This is a genomic window from Pseudomonas umsongensis, from assembly GCF_012647205.1.
GTDB classification, from domain to species: Bacteria; Pseudomonadota; Gammaproteobacteria; order Pseudomonadales; family Pseudomonadaceae; genus Aquipseudomonas; species Aquipseudomonas umsongensis.
Genome location: NZ_CP051487.1, coordinates 1373123 through 1397700, shown reverse-complemented (window position 1 = coordinate 1397700; position 24578 = coordinate 1373123). Strand labels below are relative to the sequence as shown.

Here is a 24578-nt window from a genome sequence, read left to right as displayed (position 1 = left end):
GCTCCTACAGGGGAACGCGCGCTCATGTAGGAGCTGCCGTAGGCTGCGATCTTTTGACTTTAAGGTTGTTAACGCTCAAACAACTCCATTTGCTCAAACCCGCCCCGCAAATCCTCCAGCCTCACCCCTACGCCCAGCAACCGCACCGGCTTACCGCCACGGTTGAACGCCTGCGTCAGCAACAACTGATAACTGCCCAAATCCCGCCCCGCCCCCGCCTGCTCCAGCGTGGTCTGGGTGAAATCATGAAATTTCACTTTGACGAAGGGTTTGCCCGGCCGATAACTGCTGTCGATTCGCGCCATGCGGGATGCAAGGGTATCCAGCAGCTCCGGCAGTTTTTCCAGGCAACTGCGCAGGTCCGGCAAGTCAACGTCGTAGGTGTTTTCGACACTGATGGACTGGCGGCGACTGTCGTTATGGACCAAGCGATCATCGATCCCACGTGCCAGGCTCCAGAGTCGCTCGCCAAAGCTGCCGAATTCGCGCACCAAAGCCAACTTGTCCCACTCGCGTAGCTGTGAGCAGTCGACAATACCGAGCTTGCCCAGCCTTTCGGCAGTGACTTTACCGACCCCGTGCAGCTTGCTCACCGGCAAACCGCTGACAAACGCCTCGACCTGATCCGGGGTGATCACGAATAACCCGTTGGGCTTTTTCCAGTCGCTGGCAATCTTGGCCAGAAACTTGTTGGGGGCCACGCCAGCGGAGACGGTGATATGCAACTGATTGGAGACGCGCCGGCGTATGTCCTGGGCAATTCGCGTCGCACTGCCGCCAAAATGCGCGCTGTCCGACACATCGAGGTAAGCCTCATCCAGAGAAAGCGGCTCAATGATCTCGGTGTAGTCGCGAAAGATCGTGTGAATTTCCCTGGACGCTTCTCTATAGGCGTCCATTCGTGGCTTGACGATCGTCAGGTCCGGACACAGCTTCAATGCGTGCCCCGAAGACATGGCTGAGCGCACGCCATAAGCCCGGGCTTCATAGTTGCAGGTGGCGATCACCCCGCGCCGGTCCGCCGACCCGCCGACCGCCAGGGGCTTTCCAGCCAAGCGCGGGTCGTCCCGCATCTCGATGGCGGCGTAGAAGCAATCACAATCGACGTGGATGATTTTTCGCTGGGTCATTTCAACGCGGTGTTCATGGAGTAGAAATAGCGTCACGCGATGTAGGAAAAAACAGTATCTCACTGACAACTGTATATAGCACCAGTACCTTGACGGTTCTTTTCAGTCGTAGGCGAACCACCATAAATTTATTTTCTCAATCGAAAAGTTACCTCTAATAGAGCCGCAGGCCTTGCCAGGCCTGCCTCTCAGGCCGATCGAGCGTCCCAATTTGCAGCTAAGCGATTGAACAGGAACAGGTTTTATCAAAATTGCAGGTTGACACCCCCGCGCATTTCTATAGAATTGCCAACACAGACGCGGGATGGAGCAGTCTGGTAGCTCGTCGGGCTCATAACCCGAAGGTCGTCGGTTCAAATCCGGCTCCCGCAACCAAACATCAAAAAAGGCTACTCGAAAGAGTGGCCTTTTTTGTGCGCGTCAGTTTTGTCCTAAGGCCCCCTCTCCCCCCTCATGGCCGCCTAGAGCACGTGGACAAGAGAAATCGTTGTGATTCCGAAACTTACGCCCCTGCGCCTGCTGTTTTGCCCTTTCTCACACTTATTTGATTCATTTCTGGATTAACGGTTGACACCCCAGCGATTCTCTATAGAATGCCGCCACACAGACGCGGGATGGAGCAGTCTGGTAGCTCGTCGGGCTCATAACCCGAAGGTCGTCGGTTCAAATCCGGCTCCCGCAACCAAACATCAAAAAAGGCTACTCGAAAGAGTGGCCTTTTTTGTATCTGTAGAAAAAGTCCTTTCGCAACAATGATCTGTCACTGTGTGGTGAGCCTTGCGGGCCACCGATGCGCTGGGTTCCGACTATGCTCAATCGCACATTCCACACCCTACGACTGAAGACGAACTGCCACCGGGGCCCGGTGCCAGGCGTTAATATTCGTGATTATTTTTTTCTACAGGGATTGGTAACTTGGCTGGATACCCCCATCCTGTCGCGCACAATCCAAGAGGTGATTGATGCGCGCCAACTCGTCTGATCCACAAGACACCGTCACAGCTACCCAACCGATCAAGGCGCAGCGGCTGCGTTTGCTTGACTTGATCAGCAAATACCGCCAACCCATCGGCCTGGCGGTCACCCTGCTGCTGTTCACCATTGCGCTGATAGCCTGCCGTCACTTGTTGAGCGAACTCGACCTGGACGCTTTGCACGACTCGATCCTCGAGGTTCCGCAACCGGCACTGCTGGGTGCGCTGGGCGCTACCGTCGCGGGCTTCATCATTCTGCTGGGATACGAATGGTCGGCCAGCCGCTACGCAGGCGTCAATCTCGCACCGCGAACCTTGGCGCTGGGCGGTTTCACCGCCTTTGCGATCGGCAATGCCATCGGTCTTTCGATGCTGTCCGGCGGCTCGGTCCGCTACCGCCTGTATGCGCGCCATGGCCTGGGGGCCACTGAAGTCGCACGCATGACGCTGTTCGCCAGCCTCTCGCTCGGCTGCGCCCTGCCACCGCTCGCCGCGCTGGCGACACTCAGTGACCTGTCCGAAGCCTCCGCCGCCCTAAGGCTTTCGCCGGTTCTGCTGGGCAGCATCGCGACGGCTGTGTTGTTGCTGTTCTCGGTACTGGCCATCGGCATCTACCGTCGCCGCCTGCCGGAACAACCGTACGCCGACAACCTTCTGGTGCAGATCGGCCGCCGCACCTTGCGCCTGCCCGGGCGCCGCCTGACGTTCCTGCAACTGGTCATTACCGCACTCGACGTGGCCGCCGCCGCCACGGTGCTCTATTTGTTGTTGCCCGAGGCGCCGCCGTTCGGCGCGTTTCTCCTGGTTTACCTGCTGGCCCTGGCCGCTGGCGTGCTCAGCCATGTTCCGGGCGGGGTCGGCGTGTTCGAAGCGATCTTGCTCGCGGCCTTCTCCGATAAACTCGGTGCCGCGCCGCTGGCCGCCGCCCTGCTGCTCTACCGCTTGATCTATGTGGTGCTGCCGATGCTGGTGGCCTGCCTGTTTCTGTTGATCAGCGAAGGCCAGCGCCTGTTTCAGACGCGCCAGACCTTGCGCGCTGCCTCAGGCCTGGCCGCGCCGATATTGGCGGTGCTAGTGTTCCTGTCCGGCGTTGTACTGCTGTTCTCCGGCGCGACCCCGGAAATCGACACGCGCCTTGAACATATCGGTTTTCTGATCCCGCACCGCCTGGTCGATGCTTCGCACTTTGGCGCCAGCCTGATCGGCGTGTTGTGCCTGTTGCTGGCCCAGGGCCTGCGTCGTCGACTGTCGGCTGCCTGGATGCTGACCACCATTTTGCTGCTGGTTGGCGCCCTGCTCTCCCTGCTCAAGGGTTTCGACTGGGAGGAAGCCAGCCTGATGGTGCTGACGGCGAGCCTGCTGGGGGTGTTCCGGCGTTCCTTCTATCGCCCCAGTCGCCTGACCGAAGTGCCGTTCTCCCCGTTATACCTGGTGGCCAGCGTGTGCGTACTCGGCGCCTCGATGTGGCTGCTGTTGTTCGCGTACCAGGACGTGCCGTATAGCCATCAACTCTGGTGGCAGTTCACCCTCGATGCCGATGCCCCCCGCGGCTTGCGCTCGCTGCTCGGCGCGGCAGTCCTGCTGGTGGTGGTATCCCTGACCTGGTTGCTACGCACCGCTCGCCCGGTCATCCACCTGCCGACAGCCGATGAACTGGAGCGCGCAAGCAAGATCCTCATGGCATCCTCGCAACCGGATGGCGGCCTGGCCTTGACCGGCGACAAGGCACTGCTGTTCCACCCCAACGACGAGGCGTTCCTGATGTACGCCCGCCGCGGCCGCAGCCTTGTAGCACTGTATGACCCGATCGGTCCCGGCCAGCAACGGGCGGAAATGATCTGGCAGTTCCGCGACCTGTGCGACATCCATCACGCCCGCCCCGTGTTCTATCAAGTGCGTGCGGAGAACCTGCCGTACTACATGGACATCGGCCTGACCGCGATCAAGCTCGGCGAAGAAGCCAGGGTCGACCTCAAGCGCTTTGACCTCGAGGCCAAGGGCAAAGAGATGAAGGACCTGCGCTACACCTGGAACCGTGGCACCCGCGATGGCCTGTCGCTGGAAATCCATGAACCAGGCCAGGCGCCCATGGATGAGCTCAAGGTGATTTCAGATGCCTGGCTGACCGGCAAGAACGTGCGCGAGAAAGGCTTCTCCCTCGGCCGCTTCAGCGACGATTACCTCAAGCACTTTCGCATTGCCGTGATCCGTTTCGAAGGGCGCCCGGTGGCGTTCGCCAACCTGCTCGAGACCTACAGCCATGACCTGGCCAGCCTCGACCTGATGCGCGCGCACCCGGACGCCCCCAAGCTGACCATGGAGTTCATGATGGTCGGCCTGATCCAACATTATAAGAGTCACGGATACGCGCGTTTCAGCCTGGGCATGGTGCCGTTGTCGGGGTTGCAACCCCGTCGGGGTGCACCCTTGACCCAGCGCCTGGGCTCGATGGTCTTCCGCCGTGGTGAGCAGCTCTACAACTTCCAAGGCTTGCGCCGCTTCAAAGACAAGTTCCAGCCTGACTGGGAACCCCGTTATATGGCCGTGCCCGCCGGACTCGATCCGCTGGTGGCCTTGGCCGACACTGCCGCCCTGATCGCGGGCGGCTTGACTGGATTGGTGAAACGCTGATGATTCAACGCTCCCTGCGCTATGTACTGGGCACCCTGGTAGTGGTGGCCCTGATTCTCGGTGGTGGCTACTGGTACCTCAAACGCCCGGCACCGGAACCGACCCTCGAACTGCTGACCCCAACCGATGGCGCGGCGATGACCCGCGTGATCCCCGGCACCACGCCAAAGGCCCAGGTACTGGTGGCGGTCAACGAAGACCAGAAACTCAGCGACAAGCAATTGCTGACCCTGAGCCGCAGCGGCGCTGCGCAGATCGTCCAGGTGATCCTGCCCAAGGACTGCCTGCTGCAAAGCCGTGCCCTACAGTCGGGCTTGCGGGAACTCAACGGCCCGGCGACCCTGGTCAGCGGGATCGGCCCGGGCGCGGTGCTGGCCTGGCGCTGGTTGTCCGAACAGAAGAACGACAAGGCACAAGCCGTGTCGGTTGACCTGGCCCTGGAAAAACCCGGTTGCACCCACCTGCTGCCAAAGAGCGCCGCCCATGGCCACTGGCTGGTGGCGTGGAATGACAACCCGGACGACACCAGCGCCGGCTTCGTGCGCGACCAGCCCAACGCCGAAACCAGCATCAGCGACTACGACATCAACCTGCCGCAAGTGCTGAACAACGAACTGCGCAAACTGCTGGTCGGTGGCGACAAGGACGCCGGTGGCTTGCAGATACCAGTGGTTGAAGTGCCCGCCGGCCAGGCCAAGGACACCGTCACCTTGTTCCTCTCTGGTGACGGCGGCTGGCGTGACCTGGACCGCGACGTCGCCGGTGAAATGGCCAAGATTGGCTACCCGGTGGTCGGCATCGACACCCTGCGCTACTACTGGCAGCACAAGAGCCCCGAGCAAAGCGCCCTGGACCTCGCCGAGCTGATGCAGCACTACCGGCAGAAATGGGGTACCAAGCGCTTCATCCTGACCGGCTACTCGTTCGGCGCCGATGTGCTGCCAGCCATCTACAACCGCCTGGCAGAGTCCGAGCAGCAACGCGTCGACGCCATTATCCTGCTGGCCTTCGCTCGCACCGGCAGCTTTGAAATCGAAGTCGAAGGCTGGCTCGGCAACGCCGGCAAAGAAGCCGCCACCGGCCCGGAAATGGCCAAGCTGCCCGCCGCGAAAGTGGTGTGCATCTACGGCGAAGAAGAAGTCGACGAAAGCGGCTGCACCGACAAGAGCGCGGTGGGCGAAGCCATCAAGCTACCTGGCGGCCACCACTTCGACGAGAACTACCCAGCCCTCGCGCAGCGGTTGGTGGATGTGATCCAGAAGCGGCAAGTGCAGGAAACTGAAGCCCAGGAGTGATCTGAGTCGCACAAAAAAGCCCCCGCAGCCTGAAGGCTCCGGGGGCTTTTTCGTTCCACACCACACCCCCTGTAGGAGCGAGCATGCTCGCGATGATCTCAGATACACCGCGTTTATCCAGGATTCCCGCGTGATCGTTGACGACCATCGCGAGCATGCTCGCTCCTACAGTGGGCCTACATCTCCACTTGCGTCCCCAGCTCAATCACCCGATTCAGCGGCAGGTTGAAGAAGCGCAGGTTGCTGTTGGCGTTTTTCAACATGAAGGCGAACAGCGCCTCCCGCCAGCGGGCCATGCCTTCGAGCTTGGAGGCGATGACTGTCTCGCGGCTGAGGAAGTAGGTCGTGCGCATCGGACTGAAATCCAGGTCCTCCAGATGACACAGCTTCAGCGCTTGCGGCACGTCCGGTTCGTCGACGAAGCCAAAGTGCAGGATCACCCGGAAGAAACCCTCGCCGTAGGAGTCGACCTCAAAGCGTCGCGACGGCGGCACGCGCGGAATATCCTCATACACCACCGTCAACAGCACGACTTGCTCGTGCAGCACCTGGTTATGCAACAGGTTGTGTAACAGGGCGTGAGGCACGGCATCTGGCCGCGCAGTGAGGAATACAGCGGTACCCTGAACGCGATGCGGTGGTTGTACGGCGATACTGCTGATGAAAATCGGCAGCGGCAGTCCACCTTCATCCAGACGCTCCACCAACAGTTGCTTGCCTCGCTTCCAGGTGGTCATCAATACGAACAGCGCAATACCGGCAATCACCGGGAAGGCACCGCCCTGGACGATTTTCGGCACGTTGGCGGCGAAGTACAGACCGTCTACCAGCAGGAAGCCCAACAACACCGGTACCGCCAGAATCGGTGGCCACTTCCACAGCAGCAACATGACCGCCGACACCAGGATAGTGGTCATGAGCATGGTTCCGGTCACCGCCACGCCGTAGGCCGACGCCAGGGCGCCGGAAGACTCGAAGCCCAGGACCAACAGAACCACACCAACCATCAGCGCCCAGTTGACGGCACCAATGTAGATTTGGCCCTGTTCGGCGCTGGACGTGTGCTGGGTATGCATACGCGGGATATAGCCGAGCTGGATGGCCTGGCGGGTCAGGGAGAACGCCCCGGAAATCACCGCTTGCGAAGCGATGACCGTGGCCAGTGTCGACAACCCGACCAGCGGGATCAACGCCCAGCTTGGCGCCAGCAGGTAGAACGGGTTGCGCGCAGCTTCTGGATCACCGAGCAGCAAGGCGCCCTGGCCGAAATAGTTCAGCACCAGCGCTGGCAGCACGAGAATGAACCACGCGCGGGCAATCGGCTTGCGGCCGAAGTGGCCCATGTCGGCATACAGCGCTTCGGCACCGGTCAGTGCAAGCACCACGGCGCCAAGGATCGCTACGCCCATGCCGGGATGCTCCCTGAAGAAACGAACACCCCACATCGGGTTCACCGCTTGCAACACCTCCGGATGCTGGGCAATGCCATACAGGCCCAGAGCCGCCAACACCAGAAACCAGGTGACCATGATCGGCCCGAACAGAATGCCGATCCGCGCCGTACCGTGTCGCTGGATCAGAAACAACCCGACCAGCACCACCAATGACAGCGGCACCACCCAATGGTCGATACCCTCGAATGCAAGCCCCAGGCCTTCAATGGCCGACAGCACCGAAATTGCGGGCGTGATCATGCTGTCGCCATAGAACAGCGCCGCGCCGATCAGCCCGCAGACCACCAGCAGCGTGCGCAATTTCGCATGACCTGCCGCCGCTCGCCGAGCCAGCGCGGTCAAGGCCATGATTCCGCCTTCGCCCTGGTTGTCGGCACGCAGTACAAACATCATGTACTTGATCGACACGACCCAGATCAACGACCAGAAGATCAACGCCAGAATCCCAAGCACCCCATCGTGGTTGACCGCTACGCCATAACCACCGGTAAATACCTCTTTGAGGGTGTACAGCGGGCTTGTGCCGATATCGCCATACACCACCCCGACCGCCGCGACCAACATGCCAATCGGATTCGCCGACGTATGCGCGGCGCCCGCAGTCTGACTACTTGCCTGCCCCATCCACCACTCCTACTACCCAGACCCGGGCTTCTATGAAGAAGCACTATGCTTTGTCATGCAGCATGCGCCGTTTTACTTGTTGTTACAGACGTTTTATTGACTGTAAAAAATCGGTAAAGCCCAACGGCGCGAAGCATAGCGCAGCACTCGTCGTATTTCCCTGCATAAAGCTGGTCAAGTGATCGTCTCATCGCTAGAATTGCGCACTTTTTGATCAGAGGCGCAGTTCAAGCGCCCGTCCGTCGGTTTTGCCCAGTTCGGCAAGCGGCGTCACAAAACACCGAGGTTAGACATGTCCACCACTCCTGCGCCGGCCAATCCCAAGGTTGGCTTCGTATCCCTGGGTTGCCCCAAAGCACTGGTCGACTCCGAGCGCATCCTCACCCAGCTGCGCATGGAAGGCTATGATGTCGTGTCCACCTACCAGGACGCCGATGTCGTGGTGGTCAATACCTGCGGCTTCATCGACTCGGCCAAGGCCGAGTCCCTGGAAGTGATCGGCGAAGCCATCAAGGAAAACGGCAAGGTCATCGTGACCGGCTGCATGGGCGTCGAAGAAGGCAACATCCGCAACGTACACCCGAGCGTGTTGGCCGTCACCGGTCCGCAGCAGTACGAGCAGGTGGTCAACGCCGTGCACGAAGTCGTGCCGCCACGCCAGGACCACAACCCGCTGATCGACCTGGTGCCGCCACAAGGCATCAAGCTGACCCCGCGCCACTACGCCTACCTGAAGATTTCCGAAGGCTGCAACCACAGCTGCAGCTTCTGCATCATCCCGTCGATGCGCGGCAAGCTGGTTAGCCGCCCGGTCGGTGACGTACTCGACGAGGCCCAGCGCCTGGTCAAGTCCGGCGTCAAGGAGCTGCTGGTGATCTCCCAGGACACCAGCGCCTATGGTGTCGACGTCAAGTACCGCACCGGTTTCTGGAACGGCGCGCCGGTGAAAACCCGCATGACCGAACTCTGCGAAGCCCTGAGCACCCTCGGTGTCTGGGTACGCCTGCACTACGTTTACCCGTACCCGCACGTTGACGAGCTGATCCCGCTGATGGCCGCCGGCAAGATCCTGCCGTACCTGGACATCCCGTTCCAGCACGCCAGCCCGAAAGTGCTGAAGGCGATGAAACGCCCGGCGTTCGAAGACAAGACCCTGGCGCGAATCAAGAACTGGCGCGAAATCTGCCCGGACCTGATCATCCGTTCGACTTTCATCGTCGGCTTCCCCGGCGAGACCGAAGAAGACTTCCAGTACCTGCTGAACTGGCTGACCGAAGCCCAGCTCGACCGCGTCGGTTGCTTCCAGTACTCGCCGGTTGAAGGGGCTCCGGCCAATGACCTGGACCTGGAAGTCGTGCCGGACGACGTCAAGCAGGACCGTTGGGAGCGCTTCATGGCGCACCAGCAGGCCATCAGCTCGGCGCGCCTGCAAATGCGCATCGGCCGTGAAATCGAAGTGCTGGTCGATGAAGTCGATGAGCAAGGCGCGGTAGGCCGCTGCTTCTTCGATGCCCCGGAAATCGACGGCAACGTATTCATCGACAATGGCAGCAACTTGAAACCGGGCGACAAAGTCTGGTGCAAAGTGACCGACGCCGACGAATACGACCTGTGGGCTGAACAGATCTAGTCGCAAAAAATATGCAAAGCCCCGCTCTCTTGACGAGATGCGGGGCTTTTTTACGGCTATCGTTTGATGAGGAACGGATTCTCATCTCCAATAACCCAAGGGCAGGCTGGCATGCGCCAACATTCGGTCATTCATACCCCAAAACAAAGCGACTACGAAGAATTGACCAGGGTCTGGGAGGCCTCGGTCCGCGCTACCCACGACTTCCTGCCGGACAGCTACATCGAACTGTTGAAGAACCTGGTGCTGACCCGTTACCTCGACGCCGTGATGCTGATTTGCACCAAAGACCCGCAGCAGCGAATCACCGGATTCGCCGGTGTCGCGGCGGGCAAGATCGAGATGCTCTTCATCGACCCGGCGCATCGAGGCCAGGGCCTGGGCAAGCGGTTACTGCGCTATGCCCTGGAGAACCTCAACGCCGATGAACTGGACGTCAACGAACAGAACCCGCAAGCCCTGGGGTTTTACTTCAAGCAGGGCTTCGAGGTGATCGGTCGTTCGGAAGTCGACGGCATGGGCCAGCCGTATCCGCTGTTACACATGCGTTTGCGCCAGGCTCAACAAAAGACACGCAATGGCTGACACAACATGAAACCACTGTGGGAGCGAGCCTGCTCGCGAAAGCGACCTATCAGTCGACATTCGTGTTGAAGCTGATGACGCTTTCGCGAGCAGGCTCGCTCCCACATTAAAAAAACATATGCGGCAAATGGTTCCGGGATTAACCGGCGCCAGGCAGGTACAATGCCCACCCCTTTTTTGTTACGGCCCTGTCATGACTGACCCGATTCGACTCTCCAAACGCCTCATCGAACTCGTCGGCTGCTCCCGTCGGGAGGCTGAGCTGTTCATCGAGGGCGGCTGGGTCACCGTCGACGGCGAAGTCGTTGACGAGCCGCAGTTCAAGGTCGCCAATCAAAAAGTCGAGCTGGATCCAGAGGCCAAGGCCACGGCACCAGAGCCCGTCACCATCCTGCTCAATGTGCCAGCCGGCATGGACGCGGACACCGCCATGGCGACCATCAGCGCCGAGACCTTGAGTGAAGAGCACCGCTACGGCAAACGTCCGCTCAAGGGCCACTTCCAGCGCCTGACCGCCAGCACTGACTTGCAAGCCAATGCCAGCGGTTTGCTGGTGTTCACCCAGGACTGGAAGATCCTGCGCAAGCTCACTGCCGACTCCAGCAAGATCGAGCAGGAATACGTGGTCGAAGTCGAAGGTGACATGGTTGAACATGGCCTCAATCGCTTGCAACACGGCCTGACCTACAAGGGCAAGGAACTGCCTCCGGTCAAGGCCAGCTGGCAGAACGAAAACCGCCTGCGTTTCGCCATGAAGAACCCGCAACCGGGCGTGATCGCCCTGTTCTGCCAGGCCGTCGGCCTGAAAGTCGTGGGCATCCGCCGCATTCGTATCGGCGGCGTGTCCATCGGCAAGGTGCCCCTGGGGCAATGGCGCTACCTGTCCGGCAAAGAGAAGTTCTGAGGCTTCTCCCGCCGCCACACATTCTGGTGCCGCTGCTTGTGCGGCGCCCACTGCTGAATATCAGGATTGCACACCATGATTCACAATGACGTACTGCGCAGCGTGCGCTACATGCTCGACATCAGCGACAAGAAAGTCATCGAGATCATCAAGCTCGGCGGCATGGACGTGGCCCTGGCCGACCTGGTGAGCTACCTCGACAAGAAAGAGGAAGACGAGGAAGGTTTCGTACGCTGCCCGGACGAAGTCATGGCGCATTTCCTCGACGGCCTGGTGATCTTCAAGCGCGGCAAGGACGAAAGCCGCCCTCCGCAACCAATCGAAGTGCCGGTAACCAACAACATCATCCTGAAAAAGCTGCGCGTAGCCTTCGAGCTGAAAGAAGACGATATGCACGCGATCCTCAAGGCCGCCGAGTTCCCGGTATCCAAGCCTGAGCTGAGCGCTCTGTTCCGCAAATTCGGCCACACCAACTATCGCCCGTGCGGCGACCAGTTGCTGCGCAACTTCCTCAAGGGCCTGACCCTGCGCGTTCGCCCGCAATAACGTGCGACGCGGATCTACCCTGTAGGAGCGAGCATGCTCGCGATGGACGTCAACGATGACGAGGGCTGTCTGAATGCCCGTGTTGTTCTGGAGTTTTTCGTCGGAGCGCCGCCCGGAGCATGCTCGCTCCTACAAGGCCGTATGCCCCCCCATTCCGCGCAAAAATAGTGGCTCCACTGATCGAGCCTGACGACTAGGGTGTAATGACCTATAGCGCTCAGGATTCGCCATGCACCCCTATTTCTCCCTGCAAGGCCGCACCGCACTGGTGACCGGCGGCACCCGTGGTATCGGCAAAATGATCGCCAAGGCCTATGTCGAGGCTGGCGCCACCGTCTACGTCTGTGCCCGCGACGTCGAAGCCTGCCGGCAAACTGCCGATGAGCTCGGTGCATTGGGCCGCTGTCACGCGGTGGCCGCCAACCTGGCCACTGAAGAAGGCGTGCAGCAGTTGGCAACACGCCTGGGTGAGCAGATGACCCATCTCGATATCCTGGTGAACAACGCCGGCACCACTTGGGGGGCGCCATTGGAAAGCTACCCGATCAAGGGTTGGGAAAAGGTCATGCAACTGAATGTGACGTCAGTATTCAACTGCATCCAGCAATTTCTGCCACTGCTGCGCAAAGCCGGTTCCCCCGCGAACCCGGCCCGAATCATCAATATCGGCTCAGTCGCCGGGATTTCTTCCTTTGGCGAACAGGCGTATGCCTACGGGCCGAGCAAAGCCGCCCTGCATCAACTCTCACGGATTCTGGCAAGGGAACTGGTGAGCCAGCACATCAACGTCAATGTGATCGCCCCGGGTCGCTTTCCGAGCAAGATGACCCAACACATCGACAGAGATGCGCAGGCATTGGCGCAGGATACGGCGCTGATTCCGATGAAGCGTTGGGGCCGGGAGGAAGAGATGGCGGCGCTGGCGATCAGCCTGGCGAGTACGGCCGGGGCGTACATGACCGGGAATATCATTCCGCTGGATGGTGGGTTCAGCCTCTGAAATCGGCGGTGCTGCCATCGCGGGCAAGCCACGCTCCCACAGGTTTCTTTGGTGCTCACAAAATCTGTGGCCGGCCGAGCTCCACTGTGGGAGCGGGCTTGCCCGCGAAGGGGCCGGCACAGCCACCACTGAATACAGGTCGATCGGGTTATCATGCCCGCCACCATCCCGACTCGACCCCAAACCATGACCTACAGCGTTTCCCCCATCGGCTTCGTGCGTTCCTGCTTCAAGGAGAAGTTCGCCATCCCTCGGCAGCCGCAATTGGCCCCCGCCGCGCGCGGCGTGCTCGAACTGGTGGCGCCATTCGATCAGGGTGATGCCGTGCAGGGCCTCGAACAGGTCAGCCATGTCTGGCTGTTGTTCCTGTTCCATCAGGCACTGGAAGAAAAGCCGCGCCTGAAAGTTCGTCCGCCGCGCCTGGGCGGCAACAAGTCCATGGGCGTGTTCGCCACGCGCGCGACTCACCGGCCCAATGGCATTGGCCAGTCCGTGGTCAAGCTGGACAAGGTCGAGGCCAATCGCCTGTGGATATCCGGCATCGACCTGCTCGATGGCACGCCGATCCTCGACATCAAACCCTACGTGCCTTACGCAGACATCATCGACACAGCCATCAATAGCATCGCCAGCGCCGCGCCGCAGTTGATTGCCGTGCAATGGACGGATAGCGCCCTGCAACAGGCTCATGGGCACGCTGAACGCCTTGCAGAGCCGTTGGTTGAGTTGATCGAGCAATGCTTGGCGCAGGATCCGCGCCCGGCGTACCAGACGCCTACCCCGGAACGCGAATATGGTGCGCAATTCTGGGACGTGGATGTGCGCTGGCATTATCCAACGCCGCAGATGATCCGCGTGCTTGAGGTCATTCCCGCATCCAACATGTAGGAGCTGCCGCAGGCTGCGATCTTCTGATCTTGAAATCGCGATAGAAGATCAAGATCAAAAGATCGCAGCCTGCGGCAGCTCCTACAGAGAACGCGTCCGGCATAAAAAAGCCCGCATTACCTGTATAGGCAATGCGGGCTTTTTTTGAGGCGGTGCTTATTTCTCTACGAACGCACGCTCGATCAGGTAATCACCCGGCTCGCGCATGCGCGGCGACACTTTCAGGCCGAAGCTGTTCAGCACTTCGCTGGTCTCGTCGAGCATGCTCGGGCTGCCGCACAGCATGGCGCGGTCGTCCTGCGGGTTGATCGGTGGCAGGCCGATGTCGCTGAACAGCTTGCCGCTGCGCATCAGGTCGGTCAGGCGACCTTCGTTTTCGAACGGCTCGCGGGTCACGGTTGGGTAGTAGATCAACTTGTCACGCAATGCATCGCCAAAGAACTCGTTCTGCGGCAGGTGCTCGGTGATGAACTCGCGGTAGGCGACTTCGTTGACGTAACGCACGCCGTGGCACAGGATCACTTTTTCGAAACGCTCGTAGGTTTCCGGGTCCTGGATGACGCTCATGAACGGCGCCAGACCAGTACCGGTGCTGAGCAGGTACAAATGTTTGCCAGGCTTCAAGTCATCCAGCACCAGCGTGCCGGTGGGCTTCTTGCTGATGATGATCTCGTCGCCTTCCTTCAGATGCTGCAACTGGGAAGTCAGCGGACCATCAGGCACCTTGATGCTGAAGAACTCGAGATGCTCTTCCCAGTTCGGGCTGGCAATCGAGTAAGCGCGCATAAGCGGGCGGCCGTTGGGCTGTTGCAGGCCGATCATCACGAACTGACCGTTCTCGAAGCGCAGGCCCGGATCACGGGTGCACTTGAAGCTGAACAGAGTGTCGTTCCAGTGATGAACACTGAGGACACGCTCGTGGTTCATGTTGCTCATGTACGGGGACTCCTGGAGATTGGATCTGCGCTAGCTCTTTCAGGAACAGACCTGCGGTGCGCAATTGCATCGCATTCTAATAGCGACGACAATATCTGTTAACTGGATTATTAAGATAAGGGTTATCGGTTATATCGATATGCGATTTACTCTCCGTCAACTTCAAGTGTTCGTTGCCGTCGCCCAGCAGGAAAGCGTGTCCCGTGCTGCGGGTCTGCTCAACCTCTCACAGTCGGCGGCGAGTACATCGATTACCGAGCTGGAGCGCCAGTGCAGCTGCCAACTGTTCGACCGCGCCGGCAAGCGATTGAGCCTCAACGCCCTGGGTAAACAGTTGCTGCCCCAAGCCGTTGCCTTGCTCGACCAGGCCAAGGAAATCGAAGACCTGCTCAATGGCAAGTCCGGATTCGGCTCATTGGCAGTGGGCGCGACCCTGACCATTGGCAACTATCTTGCGACCCTGCTGATCGGCGGTTTCATGCAGCGCCACCCGGAAAGCCAGGTAAAGCTGCATGTGCAGAACACCGCCAATATTGTGCAACAGGTCGCCCACTACGAAATTGACCTGGGTCTGATCGAAGGCGATTGCAACCACCCTGACATCGAAGTGCAAAGTTGGGTCGAAGATGAGTTGGTGGTCTTCTGTGCGCCACAGCATCCGCTGGCCCAGCGGGGCACAGCGAGCATGGAGGAACTGAGCCAGGAAGCCTGGATCTTGCGTGAACAAGGCTCAGGCACACGCCTGACGTTCGATCAAGCCATGCGCCATCACCGGAGCGCGCTGAACATCCGCCTGGAGCTGGAACACACCGAAGCCATCAAGCGCGCCGTAGAGTCCGGCCTGGGGATCGGCTGTATCTCGCGGCTGGCGCTACGGGACGCGTTCCGTCGCGGCAGCCTGGTAGCAGTGGAGACTCCGGACCTGGACCTGGCGCGACAGTTCTATTTCATCTGGCACAAGCAGAAGTACCAGACCTCGGCGATGCGTGAATTCCTCGAACTGTGCCGCGCATTCACCGCCGGGGTGCAGCGCAGCGACGAGATCGTCCTGCCGGCGATCGCTTAAAGCAGAATCACCGCCCAGACCAGCGCGATCATGGTCAAGGCCACCAATTGCGCGGCACTGCCCATGTCCTTGGCGTTTTTCGACAACGGGTGCAATTCAAGGGAAATGCGGTCGATGGCCGCTTCCACGGCCGAATTGAGCAGCTCGACGATCAGCGCCAACAGGCAGACCGCAATCAACAACGCCTGCTCGACACGATTCACGTTCAGGAAGAACGACAGCGGGATCAGAATGACGTTGAGCAACACCAATTGCCGAAAAGCCGCTTCGCCGGTGAATGCTGCGCGTAGGCCGTCCAGCGAGTAGCCGGAAGCATTGAGGATACGTTTCAGGCCGGTCTGGCCTTTGAAAGGTGACATAGAGTAGGAACTGACCAAAAAAGGAGTGGGAAAGCTAGATTAACCAAAGTCAAAAAAACGTGAAGGCGCCAGCGCTTAATGGCTTGAAATTGACTCGAGTTGTTGCAGCAGCAACGCCGCCTGGGTGCGGGTCCGCACATTCAGTTTACGAAAAATCGCGGTGACGTGGGCCTTGATGGTCGCTTCGGAAACGCTCAGTTCGTAGGCAATCTGCTTGTTCAGCAACCCTTCGCAAACCATCGTCAGCACCCGGAACTGTTGCGGAGTCAAGCTCGCAAGGCCTTCACTGGCCGCCTTGGCCTCATCGGAAACGCTGACGGCTTCGAATGCTTGCGGTGGCCAGAAAACATCGCCATCGAGCACCGCTCGCACGGCTTTCTGGATAACACTCAAATCGCTGGACTTGGGTATGAAACCGCTTGCACCAAATTCACGGGACTTGACCATGATCGTCGCTTCTTCCTGGGCCGAGACCATGACCACAGGAATTTGCGGATACTGGCCGCGCAACAGTACCAACCCGGAAAAACCATACGCGCCCGGCATGTTCAGGTCCAGCAGCACCAGATCCCAGTCGGCCTTTTCGCTCAGGCGTGCCTCCAGCTCGGCAATGCTCGCCACTTCCACCAACCGGACATCCGGGCCCAGGCCCAGGGTCAGCGCTTGATGCAGGGCGGAACGAAAAAGAGGGTGGTCATCGGCAATCAGGATTTCGTATGTGGCCATTTTTCAAATGATCCTGTTTTTCATGGGATGCCCGATGCATTCGGGTATCGCCAAACAACTCGAGGTAACAGCCACGCAGCCGCTCCAACGGGGCACGTTCAACGCAAAAAACGGCGTTTCAAACTCTGGCCGCACCCTAATGGGCGCCAAGCATGCCCAGCCAAACCGGGGTGGTCAAGCGACATGGCCGGTACACTTTATTGCAGCATCGGAGACAATCAGGCCGTCACTGCCACTGCTGGTTGAAGATAGGCCATCAACTCGGTGTGCGCCGGGGTCGAAACATCCATTTCCAGCTGACGCTTGGCATCGAGGTAATGCTGGCTGAACACATCGAAATAAGCGTCGAGCGCCGAGGCCGCCTCTACATCGCCTGCAAGATCGAGACATAACGCCGCGACTTCCGCAGTACACAAGTGTTCGCTACGGGTGGAGCGGCGCAATTGATAGCGTGAAAGCTTCTCGGGCAACAAACTGAGGATCGGAAGCGCGTCGAAATAGGGGCTTTTACGGAAAATCTTCCGGGCTTCGGTCCACGTCGCGTCGAGCAAGATGAACAGCGGCCTCCTGCCTTGATCGACCGCCACGCTATGAGTCACCCGCTCGGGCGCGACATATTCACCCGGGAACACCAGATAAGGCTGCCATTGTGGGTCGGACAGCAAGGCCAGCAACTGCTGATCGACTTCGGTACGCGACCAGATGAAGGCATGGTTGTCACGCACCACATCGGCAATCAACCAACCGGTGTTGCTGGGCTTGAACACTTCCTTGCCTGTCATGATCAGGCATACCCCGGAGCGAGTCTCAACCTGCGGACGCCAGGCGCACAGGCAGTGACTCTCGATCACGCGGCAAGCGCGGCACCTTGTTGCCCGCCATCCACGGGCCTGAATCGGCTTGATACCTTCCTCTTCGCGCTGGTCGCGCAGGCGGGCTACGGCGTTGGGGGCATGGTTCATCGCAGGCCACACCGGCAGACAAAAGAGATCGACACGAAAAGCACTCGGATGGGTGAAAGTGCCGGCAGTTTACCAGACCCGCCGGTGCAAACCTGTACCGTGCAGGCCTGCTCCCCTATAATTCGCCGCCACTGAACGCACAGTCATGTGATGGGTCAAACACCCATCACTGCCCCAGGAGAGTTTCATGCTGCGCCTTATCGTTCCCACCGCTGCCATTCTGCTGGCGTCGACCTTCAACGCCCAGGCGGCGTCCTTGAGTGAGCAGAATCTGAACAGAGAGCTGCGAAACGTCGCCACCCAAAGCAGCGTCGGCACTCCGCGGGCGATCAATGAAGACATTCTCGATCAGGGCTACACGGTCGAAGGCAATGTGCTGATCAACCACCTGAGTGTGCAAAGCAGCCACGCCAACAAGATGCGTGCCGACCCCAAGGCTGTGTACTTCCAGCTTGGCGCCTCGGTATGCAACAACCCGTCCTTCCGCAAGCTGATGGCCAAGGGGGCGGTCATGCGTTATGACTTCACCGAGGTAAAGACCAACCGCGCGGTCGGTTCTGCAAGCTACCAGGAATCGGATTGCCCGAAAGCGACCCAGAAGAAAAAGTAAGTCAGTGGGATTTTGCGCGCCGCTGCTCATCCTCGGCGCGCAGTTCCGCCACCAGCGCCTGCAAATAACGTGAACGCTGATGCGCGTCCATAAGACGCCGGCAGCACTCCTCCTCGAGACTCAAATGATTGATCTCGGCTGATGACTTCAGCAATCGATACAGTTGCGTATCGATCTCCAGAATGACCCTGGCCATGGCTTTCCGGCTCCCTGCACCTCACTCGTGATGAGCGGCAAATCCTTGAACCGCTTGTACCCTGCGCCCTGCCCTTGACGCCAAGTTGTCGTGTAATACCTGTACCTAAGTAAATCAGAGTACTGAACACTCGGGGCGGGTTCAGACGGGCGGTGAAATCACCTTGCAAATCGTCAATAACCGGTTGCCAGGAAAGACTTTGCGGCGCAATGATCAAGGCAACAATCATCGCGACGGTCTAGATTTCAGGTATCTACGTTCATTGTGTCAGGACTGGAAAAGGCGCCGCCCGTTTCGTCTTGCGCTGTGCGAACGTTTCTTTCATCCAAGGGAAAAACAGAGCCGGTATGGTGACCCGACCAGGGTCAAGTGAATCGCCCAGGCATGGGCCTGGGCAAACAGCGACACATGAAGTGTCGTGGCGCCGACGCGTCAATGGTCGAAGCCGACGGCTCTGTCCAGAAGGAGAAGTTGAATGCCTTACCAACCGAATGACCTCCTAAGCCGCCATTTTGAACAAAGCGGCCACGACCTCATCAGCAAGGTCGAAGAGCAACTCAACCTGGTTTCACCCAACAGCCCGAATACCCCGATCTACCGCGACATGATCCTGACCGTGCTGCGCATGGCGCAGGAAGACCACAATCGCTGGAATGCCAAGATAACCCTGCAAACCCTGCGCGAACTGGAGCACGCTTTCCGAGTGCTTGAGCAGTTCAAGGGGCGACGCAAAGTCACAGTCTTCGGCTCCGCGCGCACGCCAGTGGAACATCCCTTATATGGTCTCGCTCGCGAACTCGGCGCCGCCCTGGCTCGCTCCGACATGATGGTCATCACGGGTGCGGGCGGCGGCATCATGGCTGCAGCCCACGAAGGTGCAGGCTTGGAAAACAGCCTGGGATTCAACATCACCCTGCCCTTCGAGCAACATGCCAACCCCACCGTCCAGGGCACTACCAACCTGCTGCCCTTCCATTTTTTCTTCACGCGCAAGCTGTTCTTCGTCAAGGAAGCGGATGCACTGGTGTTGTGCCCAGGCGGTTTCGGCACCCTGGACGAAGCGCTGGAAGTACTGACGCTGATCCAGACGGGCAAAAGCCCATTGGTGCCCGTAGTGCTGCTGGACGCGCCGGGCGGCAAATTCTGGCAGGGCGCACTGGACTTCATTCACCATCAACTGGAGGAGAATCGTTACATCCTGCCTACCGACATGAAGCTGGTGAAACTGGTCTACAGCGCCGAAGAAGCGGTGGAGCAGATCAACCAGTTCTACAGCAATTACCACTCCAGCCGCTGGCTCAAACATCAGTTCGTGATTCGCATGAACCACAAGCTCAGTGACAGGGCACTCGAACACATGCAGGAATCATTCGCAGACTTGTGCCTGAGCGATCAATTTCATCAACATGCCTATAACGGCGAGGAGCAGGACGAAGCACGGTTCAGCCACCTCGCGCGGCTGGCCTTTAACTTTACCGCTCGTGACCACGGCCGGCTTCGCGAGTTGGTGGATTACATCAACCTGGCGGAAAACTGGGCCCAAACCCAGCCACCGGCACAGCAGCGTACGCGAGAGCCATTAAAGGTTACGTGAGACAAAAAAACGGCCCGCTATCGAAATAGTGAGCCGTTTCAGTCAATCGTCCATCCCTCGGCCGCTGAACAAGCGGCTGATCATTTCCATGGAGAATCCCCGATACGCCAGGAACCTGCCTTGTTTGGCGCGCTCCCGGGCATCTATCGGTAATTGCCCGGAAAACTTGCGTCGCCAGGCGTCCTGCAATTGTTCCTGCCAGTCGATGCCGCTCTCGCGCAGGGCGAGTTCGATATCACTGCGCTGCAGGCCACGCTGACTTAACTCTTCACGAATGCGTAAAGGGCCATAGCCGCTACGGGCACGGTAGGAAACGAAGCTTTCAAGGTAGCGGGATTCGGACAACAAACCCTCTTCCGTCAATCGGTCGAGTGCTGTTTCAATCATTTCGGGGAGAGCCCCGCGCTGACGCAGTTTACGCGTCAGCTCGACGCGCCCATGCTCGCGTCGTGCGAGCAGGTCCATTGCGGTTCGCCGCACCGCGACGAGGGTATCGAGTACAGCGGTCATCGGATCAATCAGATATCAGCATCAGCCAGATCGTCTTCGGTCTCTTTGACCGCAGAAGCCTTGGCATCCGCTACCGAAGCCGGAGACAGCAGTTTGTCACGCAGTTGCTTCTCAAGCGTTGCGGCAATATCCGGGTTATCCGCCAGGTACTTGGCCGAGTTGGCCTTACCCTGACCGATCTTGGTGCCGTTATAGGCATACCAGGCGCCGGACTTCTCGACGAAACCGTGCAGAACACCCAGGTCGATCATCTCGCCGTTGAGGTAGATGCCCTTGCCGTAAAGAATCTGGAACTCGGCCTGACGGAACGGCGAAGCCACCTTGTTCTTTACAACCTTGACGCGGGTCTCGCTACCGACGACTTCATCACCTTCTTTCACCGCACCCGTGCGGCGGATATCCAGACGAACCGACGCGTAGAACTTCAGAGCGTTACCACCGGTAGTCGTTTCCGGGCTACCGAACATCACGCCGATTTTCATGCGGATCTGGTTGATGAAGATCACCAGGCAGTTGGCGTTCTTGATGTTACCGGTGATTTTACGCAGAGCCTGGGACATCAGACGGGCTTGCAGGCCCACGTGCATGTCACCCATTTCGCCTTCGATTTCAGCTTTCGGCACCAACGCCGCCACGGAGTCGACGATGATCACGTCGACCGCATTGGAACGCACCAGCATGTCGGTGATTTCCAGGGCTTGCTCACCGGTGTCAGGCTGGGACACCAGCAGGTCGTCGACGTTGACGCCCAGCTTGCCGGCGTACTCAGGGTCCAGGGCGTGTTCGGCATCGACGAATGCGCAGGTCGCGCCGGCTTTCTGAGCCTGGGCGATCACGGACAATGTCAGTGTGGTTTTACCGGAAGATTCAGGACCGTAGATTTCAACAATGCGACCTTTTGGCAGACCGCCAATGCCCAAAGCGATGTCCAGACCCAGAGAGCCAGTGGAGATGGCCGGAATCGCCTGACGGTCCTGATCGCCCATACGCATTACGGCACCCTTGCCGAATTGACGTTCGATCTGACCCAGGGCCGCAGCCAAGGCTTTCTTCTTGTTGTCGTCCATTAAAGTCCTCACGTAATCAATAAGGCCTGACGGCCAACACCTGTATAAGTAGCCAGTATTATTCCACAGCGTTTGCGGATCGCCTACCCCTGATTTGAGATTTCTCCCGCAGCATGGCGCAGCAGCCCCTCTAGCGCGGCCTTCACCGTTTGTCGGCGAACCTCGTCACGGTTACCGGCAAAGTGCTGCACCTCGCTGAACACCTGATCGTCGACGCCCCAGGCCAGCCATACGGTGCCCACCGGCTTCTTCGGTGAACCACCGTCCGGCCCCGCCACCCCACTGACCGCCACGGCAAAACGCGCATGGCTTTTTTCCTGCGCACCACGGACCATGGCCTCGACCACTTCCCGACTGACCGCCCCTACCGTTGAAAACAGCTCGGGCGGCACATTCAGCTGGAGCGTCTTCTGTCGGTTGGAATAGGTGACATAACCGGCCTCGAACCACGCCGAGCTACCCGGTATCCGGGTAATCGCCTCGCTGATGCCCCCGCCCGTACAGGATTCGGCGGCGGTGACATGGGCATTGAGAACCTGCAGGCGCCTGCCGAGTTCAGCGGCCAGCTGTGTGATTTCTTTCACGGTCATCTCCTGATCGAACGGAATGAGGCTTAACGTACACGAGCGAATGGTGCTTGCAAGTTACAGGCACGAGCCGCCCGGACACACATCTCACAGGCTTGCAGGCGGGAGCAACACCGTCTTTGCCTGCTTCCAAAGCAGCAAACGTTCCTGCAGCCCGTTCAAACCGCCATTGATACGTCGAGTAATACTGTTGAACTCATCGACGTCGGCCAGTTCATTGAGGCCGTTTCGCTCCCAGAACCAGGCCGCGGATTCAGCGGCCCATTGTGGCAGCTCCAACAGTTCCGGTTGCTGCAACAAACGCTCATCACCAAAAAGTGCCCGACTGCACTGCAGATAATTACTGCGACCGGTGATCTGGATCAGCCCACGCCCCCGATAGCGTTGACCGTCGCCGTCGGCTTCAGGGGAGTTGCCCAGGCGCATGGCCAGGTCCCCGGTATCGTATTTCTCGAGATATTTTTCGCCGCCCAACTCTCGCACATATTGCAGTTGCCCCGACTCGTGGCCGATTTGCGCCAGGAAGGCGGCGATACGCCCGGGGGTACTGATGTTACGACGTGCCATGGCGTTATTGAGGGCGAGAATGAACAGGCCCGATCGAGTGCGGGCACCTGGGAAAATCATGAGTAACTGCTGCTCAGTGAGGCGCATCGCTCGTTCCTTTGATTGATGCATGAAATTCGCAAGATGGCGCCGGGAGAAATACGCCGGCAGCGTATTGAACGCCGCATCCCGAACGCCAGACTACACACCTCTCCCACGCAAGCCCCGCCGGTAATTGTTGCACCGTGTTGTGTTGCCAGCGCAGCGCGCAGAGCGCCAGCCATTCACTATGGGTCGGAGCGAGAATCGCGCGGCGGTGCATCATCGATACCGATACGCCTGGCCACCCAGCGCCCGTACAATCCTACGGCCATGTCAGCCCCGGCTATCGCGGTGAGACAACCGAAGGCGCCGGCGGCCCAGATCGACATCCCGGCGGCGTACAGCAACATCATCGCCGAGACGCCGCACACCATGCAGGCCCCGGAACGCAAAGCCAGGCGTCTCAGCAATGACCAGCCACGGGCGCCCTCCTTGTCGGCGCGCCACATTTCCCCGGACACCCCACTGACCACTGCGAGCGCGACGACGAGCCAGATAGGCAGGTCCAGCAACAGTTGCTGCTCGTTTGTCATGTCGGGCCTCCAGGATGCCTGGCTTGTGATGCTAGCGGTTAAGCGCAAGATTATGCATGTATGCATATACAGTCAATGCATTAATGCATTTATTTGCCGAGTAAAATACTTAGCTTCGTAAGGGCGAACAACGATAACGCCGTATTGTAGAAAAACCGCGGTGTCTGGTTCGCCGGCAAGCCTGGCTCCTGCGAGGCGGCAAACCAAAGGTCAACGCGCGTACATGCCCCACCAGAACACATGACCCAGGATCAGGATCTGCTCCTCCTGCATTTCCAGGAAGGTGTAGTCCTCGTCAGGATGCTCTTCGCGGTTAAAGCTACGCAGGCGAATCCCTGTCGGCAGCCGATACAGCTGTTTCACTCGCAACTGGCCGTTATGATTGATGGCATAGAGGTCGCCATCGACGATATCGCCAATCCCACACTTGCCGGCGTTGACGCCCACCGTGGCACCGTCGCGCAACACCGGCAGCATGCTGTTGCCGCGCACCGTCACGCATTTGGCCTGGTCGAACTGCACGCCGTTATGGCGCAAGCTACGCTTGCCGAAGCGCAGGCTGGCGCGCTCGCTCTCTTCGATGACGAATCTTCCTGATCCTGCAGCCAATTCAACCTCGCGAAGAAAGGGTACCGAGACCTCGTCGTCATCAATAGGGGTATCGTCGTCCCACAGACTGATGTCGGTAAGTTGCGAGTGCGCGGCTTCACGCCGGGCACCCAACGCCTGCGCGATAAGCACCCGGCCACGCAATTGATCGGTACTGACGGCGAAGTATTCGGCGATCTTCGAAATGTGCTTATCAGAGGGGTCGACAATCTTCCCGCTGAGGATGCGCGAAAGGGTGGATTGAGGCACGCCGGTGCGACGGTGAAGCTCCGTTGGGGAGATACCGTGCTGATCGAGCAGCGCTCTTAAAACGGTCGAAACATTGCGTTTTTGCATAATGCGCATAATGCTCGAAGTTTTTTGCCACGACAAATGCTTAATTGCATAAACGATGCATGATTGATCAATGAAGACGTCACCCGGCCGTGATGCCTGCGTCAACCAGACTGCCCATGGTAACCTTGCGCCCATCGCGGAAAAGCCGTGCCCATGCTCGCTTTTGCCCCACACCTTT

General features: G+C 59.2%; 24 protein-coding genes and 2 tRNA genes. 13 read left to right on the top strand and 13 right to left on the bottom strand.

The window, feature by feature from the left end; translation table 11 throughout:
- Window positions 1-68: 68 nt before the first annotated feature.
- A complete protein-coding gene (gene dinB / locus HGP31_RS06225; protein WP_168757324.1) occupies window positions 69-1130 on the bottom strand; it encodes a DNA polymerase IV in 1062 nt (353 codons plus the stop codon).
- Window positions 1131-1428: 298 nt separating this feature from the next.
- On the opposite strand from dinB, the gene HGP31_RS06220 reads away from it, so the two are divergent.
- The 4 genes from HGP31_RS06220 (at window position 1429) to HGP31_RS06205 (ending at window position 6030) form a co-directional block, all read left to right on the top strand.
- A tRNA-Met gene (locus HGP31_RS06220) sits at window positions 1429-1505 on the top strand.
- Window positions 1506-1738: 233 nt separating this feature from the next.
- Window positions 1739-1815: transfer RNA gene (locus HGP31_RS06215), tRNA-Met, on the top strand.
- A 277-nt stretch (window positions 1816-2092) separates the two neighbouring features.
- A complete protein-coding gene (gene mprF / locus HGP31_RS06210) occupies window positions 2093-4735 on the top strand; it encodes a bifunctional lysylphosphatidylglycerol flippase/synthetase MprF (protein WP_168757323.1) in 2643 nt (880 codons plus the stop codon).
- The gene (locus HGP31_RS06205) at window positions 4735-6030 is read left to right on the top strand and encodes a virulence factor family protein (protein WP_020796016.1); all 1296 of its coding nucleotides are present in this window, start codon (window positions 4735-4737) and stop codon (window positions 6028-6030) included. Before mprF ends, HGP31_RS06205 begins: the two co-directional genes overlap by 1 nt.
- A gap of 176 nt (window positions 6031-6206) precedes the next feature.
- Here HGP31_RS06205 and HGP31_RS06200 read toward each other — a convergent pair whose 3' ends face one another.
- Window positions 6207-8108, bottom strand: coding sequence for a potassium transporter Kup (locus HGP31_RS06200; protein ID WP_020796015.1), 1902 nt, complete (start codon window positions 8106-8108; stop codon window positions 6207-6209).
- 292 nt (window positions 8109-8400) lie between these two features.
- On the opposite strand from HGP31_RS06200, the gene rimO reads away from it, so the two are divergent.
- The 6 genes from rimO (at window position 8401) to tsaA (ending at window position 13661) form a co-directional block, all read left to right on the top strand.
- Window positions 8401-9738, top strand: a complete 1338-nt coding sequence (gene rimO / locus HGP31_RS06195) for a 30S ribosomal protein S12 methylthiotransferase RimO (RefSeq protein ID WP_020796014.1) — start codon at window positions 8401-8403, stop codon at window positions 9736-9738.
- Between the two features lie 111 nt (window positions 9739-9849).
- Entirely contained in the window at window positions 9850-10323 is a 474-nt protein-coding gene (locus HGP31_RS06190; protein ID WP_020796013.1) for a GNAT family N-acetyltransferase, read from the top strand.
- A 193-nt stretch (window positions 10324-10516) separates the two neighbouring features.
- Window positions 10517-11227 carry an rRNA pseudouridine synthase gene (locus HGP31_RS06185; protein ID WP_020796012.1) on the top strand — a complete coding sequence of 237 codons (711 nt, stop codon included), beginning with the start codon at window positions 10517-10519 and terminating at the stop codon, window positions 11225-11227.
- A 75-nt stretch (window positions 11228-11302) separates the two neighbouring features.
- The gene (locus HGP31_RS06180; RefSeq protein WP_020796011.1) at window positions 11303-11773 is read left to right on the top strand and encodes a YehS family protein; all 471 of its coding nucleotides are present in this window, start codon (window positions 11303-11305) and stop codon (window positions 11771-11773) included.
- Window positions 11774-12002: 229 nt separating this feature from the next.
- A complete protein-coding gene (locus HGP31_RS06175; RefSeq protein ID WP_020796010.1) occupies window positions 12003-12773 on the top strand; it encodes an SDR family oxidoreductase in 771 nt (256 codons plus the stop codon).
- 186 nt (window positions 12774-12959) lie between these two features.
- A complete protein-coding gene (gene tsaA, locus HGP31_RS06170) occupies window positions 12960-13661 on the top strand; it encodes a tRNA (N6-threonylcarbamoyladenosine(37)-N6)-methyltransferase TrmO (protein ID WP_033044229.1) in 702 nt (233 codons plus the stop codon).
- Between the two features lie 156 nt (window positions 13662-13817).
- Here tsaA and fpr read toward each other — a convergent pair whose 3' ends face one another.
- Window positions 13818-14597, bottom strand: coding sequence for a ferredoxin-NADP reductase (fpr, locus tag HGP31_RS06165; protein ID WP_008054100.1), 780 nt, complete (start codon window positions 14595-14597; stop codon window positions 13818-13820).
- Window positions 14598-14736: 139 nt separating this feature from the next.
- Here fpr and HGP31_RS06160 point away from each other — a divergent pair, with 139 nt between their 5' ends.
- Window positions 14737-15663, top strand: coding sequence for a LysR family transcriptional regulator (locus tag HGP31_RS06160; protein ID WP_033045309.1), 927 nt, complete (start codon window positions 14737-14739; stop codon window positions 15661-15663).
- Here the strand turns inward: HGP31_RS06160 and HGP31_RS06155 are convergent.
- The 3 genes from HGP31_RS06155 to HGP31_RS06145 all read right to left on the bottom strand — a co-directional run bounded on the left by HGP31_RS06155 (window position 15660) and on the right by HGP31_RS06145 (window position 17710).
- Complete coding sequence (locus HGP31_RS06155) at window positions 15660-16022, bottom strand: diacylglycerol kinase (protein WP_020796007.1); 363 nt, start codon at window positions 16020-16022, stop codon at window positions 15660-15662. The two genes, HGP31_RS06160 and HGP31_RS06155, sit on opposite strands and share 4 nt — an antisense overlap.
- A gap of 75 nt (window positions 16023-16097) precedes the next feature.
- Window positions 16098-16748, bottom strand: a complete 651-nt coding sequence (gene erdR, locus HGP31_RS06150) for a response regulator transcription factor ErdR (protein WP_020796006.1) — start codon at window positions 16746-16748, stop codon at window positions 16098-16100.
- Between the two features lie 218 nt (window positions 16749-16966).
- Entirely contained in the window at window positions 16967-17710 is a 744-nt protein-coding gene (locus tag HGP31_RS06145; protein WP_020796005.1) for a tRNA-uridine aminocarboxypropyltransferase, read from the bottom strand.
- Window positions 17711-17897: 187 nt separating this feature from the next.
- Between HGP31_RS06145 and HGP31_RS06140 the strand changes: the two genes are divergently transcribed.
- The gene (locus tag HGP31_RS06140) at window positions 17898-18320 is read left to right on the top strand and encodes a PA3611 family quorum-sensing-regulated virulence factor (RefSeq protein ID WP_020796004.1); all 423 of its coding nucleotides are present in this window, start codon (window positions 17898-17900) and stop codon (window positions 18318-18320) included.
- Window position 18321: 1 nt separating this feature from the next.
- Here the strand turns inward: HGP31_RS06140 and HGP31_RS06135 are convergent, their stop codons facing one another.
- Window positions 18322-18516 (bottom strand): hypothetical protein, encoded by a 195-nt coding sequence (locus HGP31_RS06135; protein ID WP_020796003.1) that lies wholly within the window; start codon window positions 18514-18516, stop codon window positions 18322-18324.
- Window positions 18517-18991: 475 nt separating this feature from the next.
- On the opposite strand from HGP31_RS06135, the gene HGP31_RS06130 reads away from it, so the two are divergent.
- On the top strand, window positions 18992-20110 hold the full coding sequence (locus HGP31_RS06130) for an LOG family protein (protein ID WP_020796002.1): 1119 nt from the start codon (window positions 18992-18994) through the stop codon (window positions 20108-20110).
- A gap of 42 nt (window positions 20111-20152) precedes the next feature.
- Here HGP31_RS06130 and recX read toward each other — a convergent pair whose 3' ends face one another.
- The 6 genes from recX to HGP31_RS06100 all read right to left on the bottom strand — a co-directional run bounded on the left by recX (window position 20153) and on the right by HGP31_RS06100 (window position 24400).
- Window positions 20153-20620, bottom strand: a complete 468-nt coding sequence (gene recX, locus HGP31_RS06125; RefSeq protein ID WP_020796001.1) for a recombination regulator RecX — start codon at window positions 20618-20620, stop codon at window positions 20153-20155.
- Between the two features lie 8 nt (window positions 20621-20628).
- Complete coding sequence (recA, locus tag HGP31_RS06120; protein WP_008060630.1) at window positions 20629-21687, bottom strand: recombinase RecA; 1059 nt, start codon at window positions 21685-21687, stop codon at window positions 20629-20631.
- Between the two features lie 83 nt (window positions 21688-21770).
- Window positions 21771-22271 (bottom strand): CinA family protein, encoded by a 501-nt coding sequence (locus HGP31_RS06115; RefSeq protein WP_020796000.1) that lies wholly within the window; start codon window positions 22269-22271, stop codon window positions 21771-21773.
- Between the two features lie 90 nt (window positions 22272-22361).
- The gene (locus tag HGP31_RS06110; RefSeq protein WP_020795999.1) at window positions 22362-22928 is read right to left on the bottom strand and encodes a glycoside hydrolase family 19 protein; all 567 of its coding nucleotides are present in this window, start codon (window positions 22926-22928) and stop codon (window positions 22362-22364) included.
- Window positions 22929-23107: 179 nt separating this feature from the next.
- Window positions 23108-23455, bottom strand: coding sequence for a phage holin family protein (locus HGP31_RS06105; protein WP_020795998.1), 348 nt, complete (start codon window positions 23453-23455; stop codon window positions 23108-23110).
- Between the two features lie 210 nt (window positions 23456-23665).
- A complete protein-coding gene (locus HGP31_RS06100; RefSeq protein ID WP_168759134.1) occupies window positions 23666-24400 on the bottom strand; it encodes a LexA family transcriptional regulator in 735 nt (244 codons plus the stop codon).
- Between the last annotated feature and the right edge of the window lie 178 nt (window positions 24401-24578).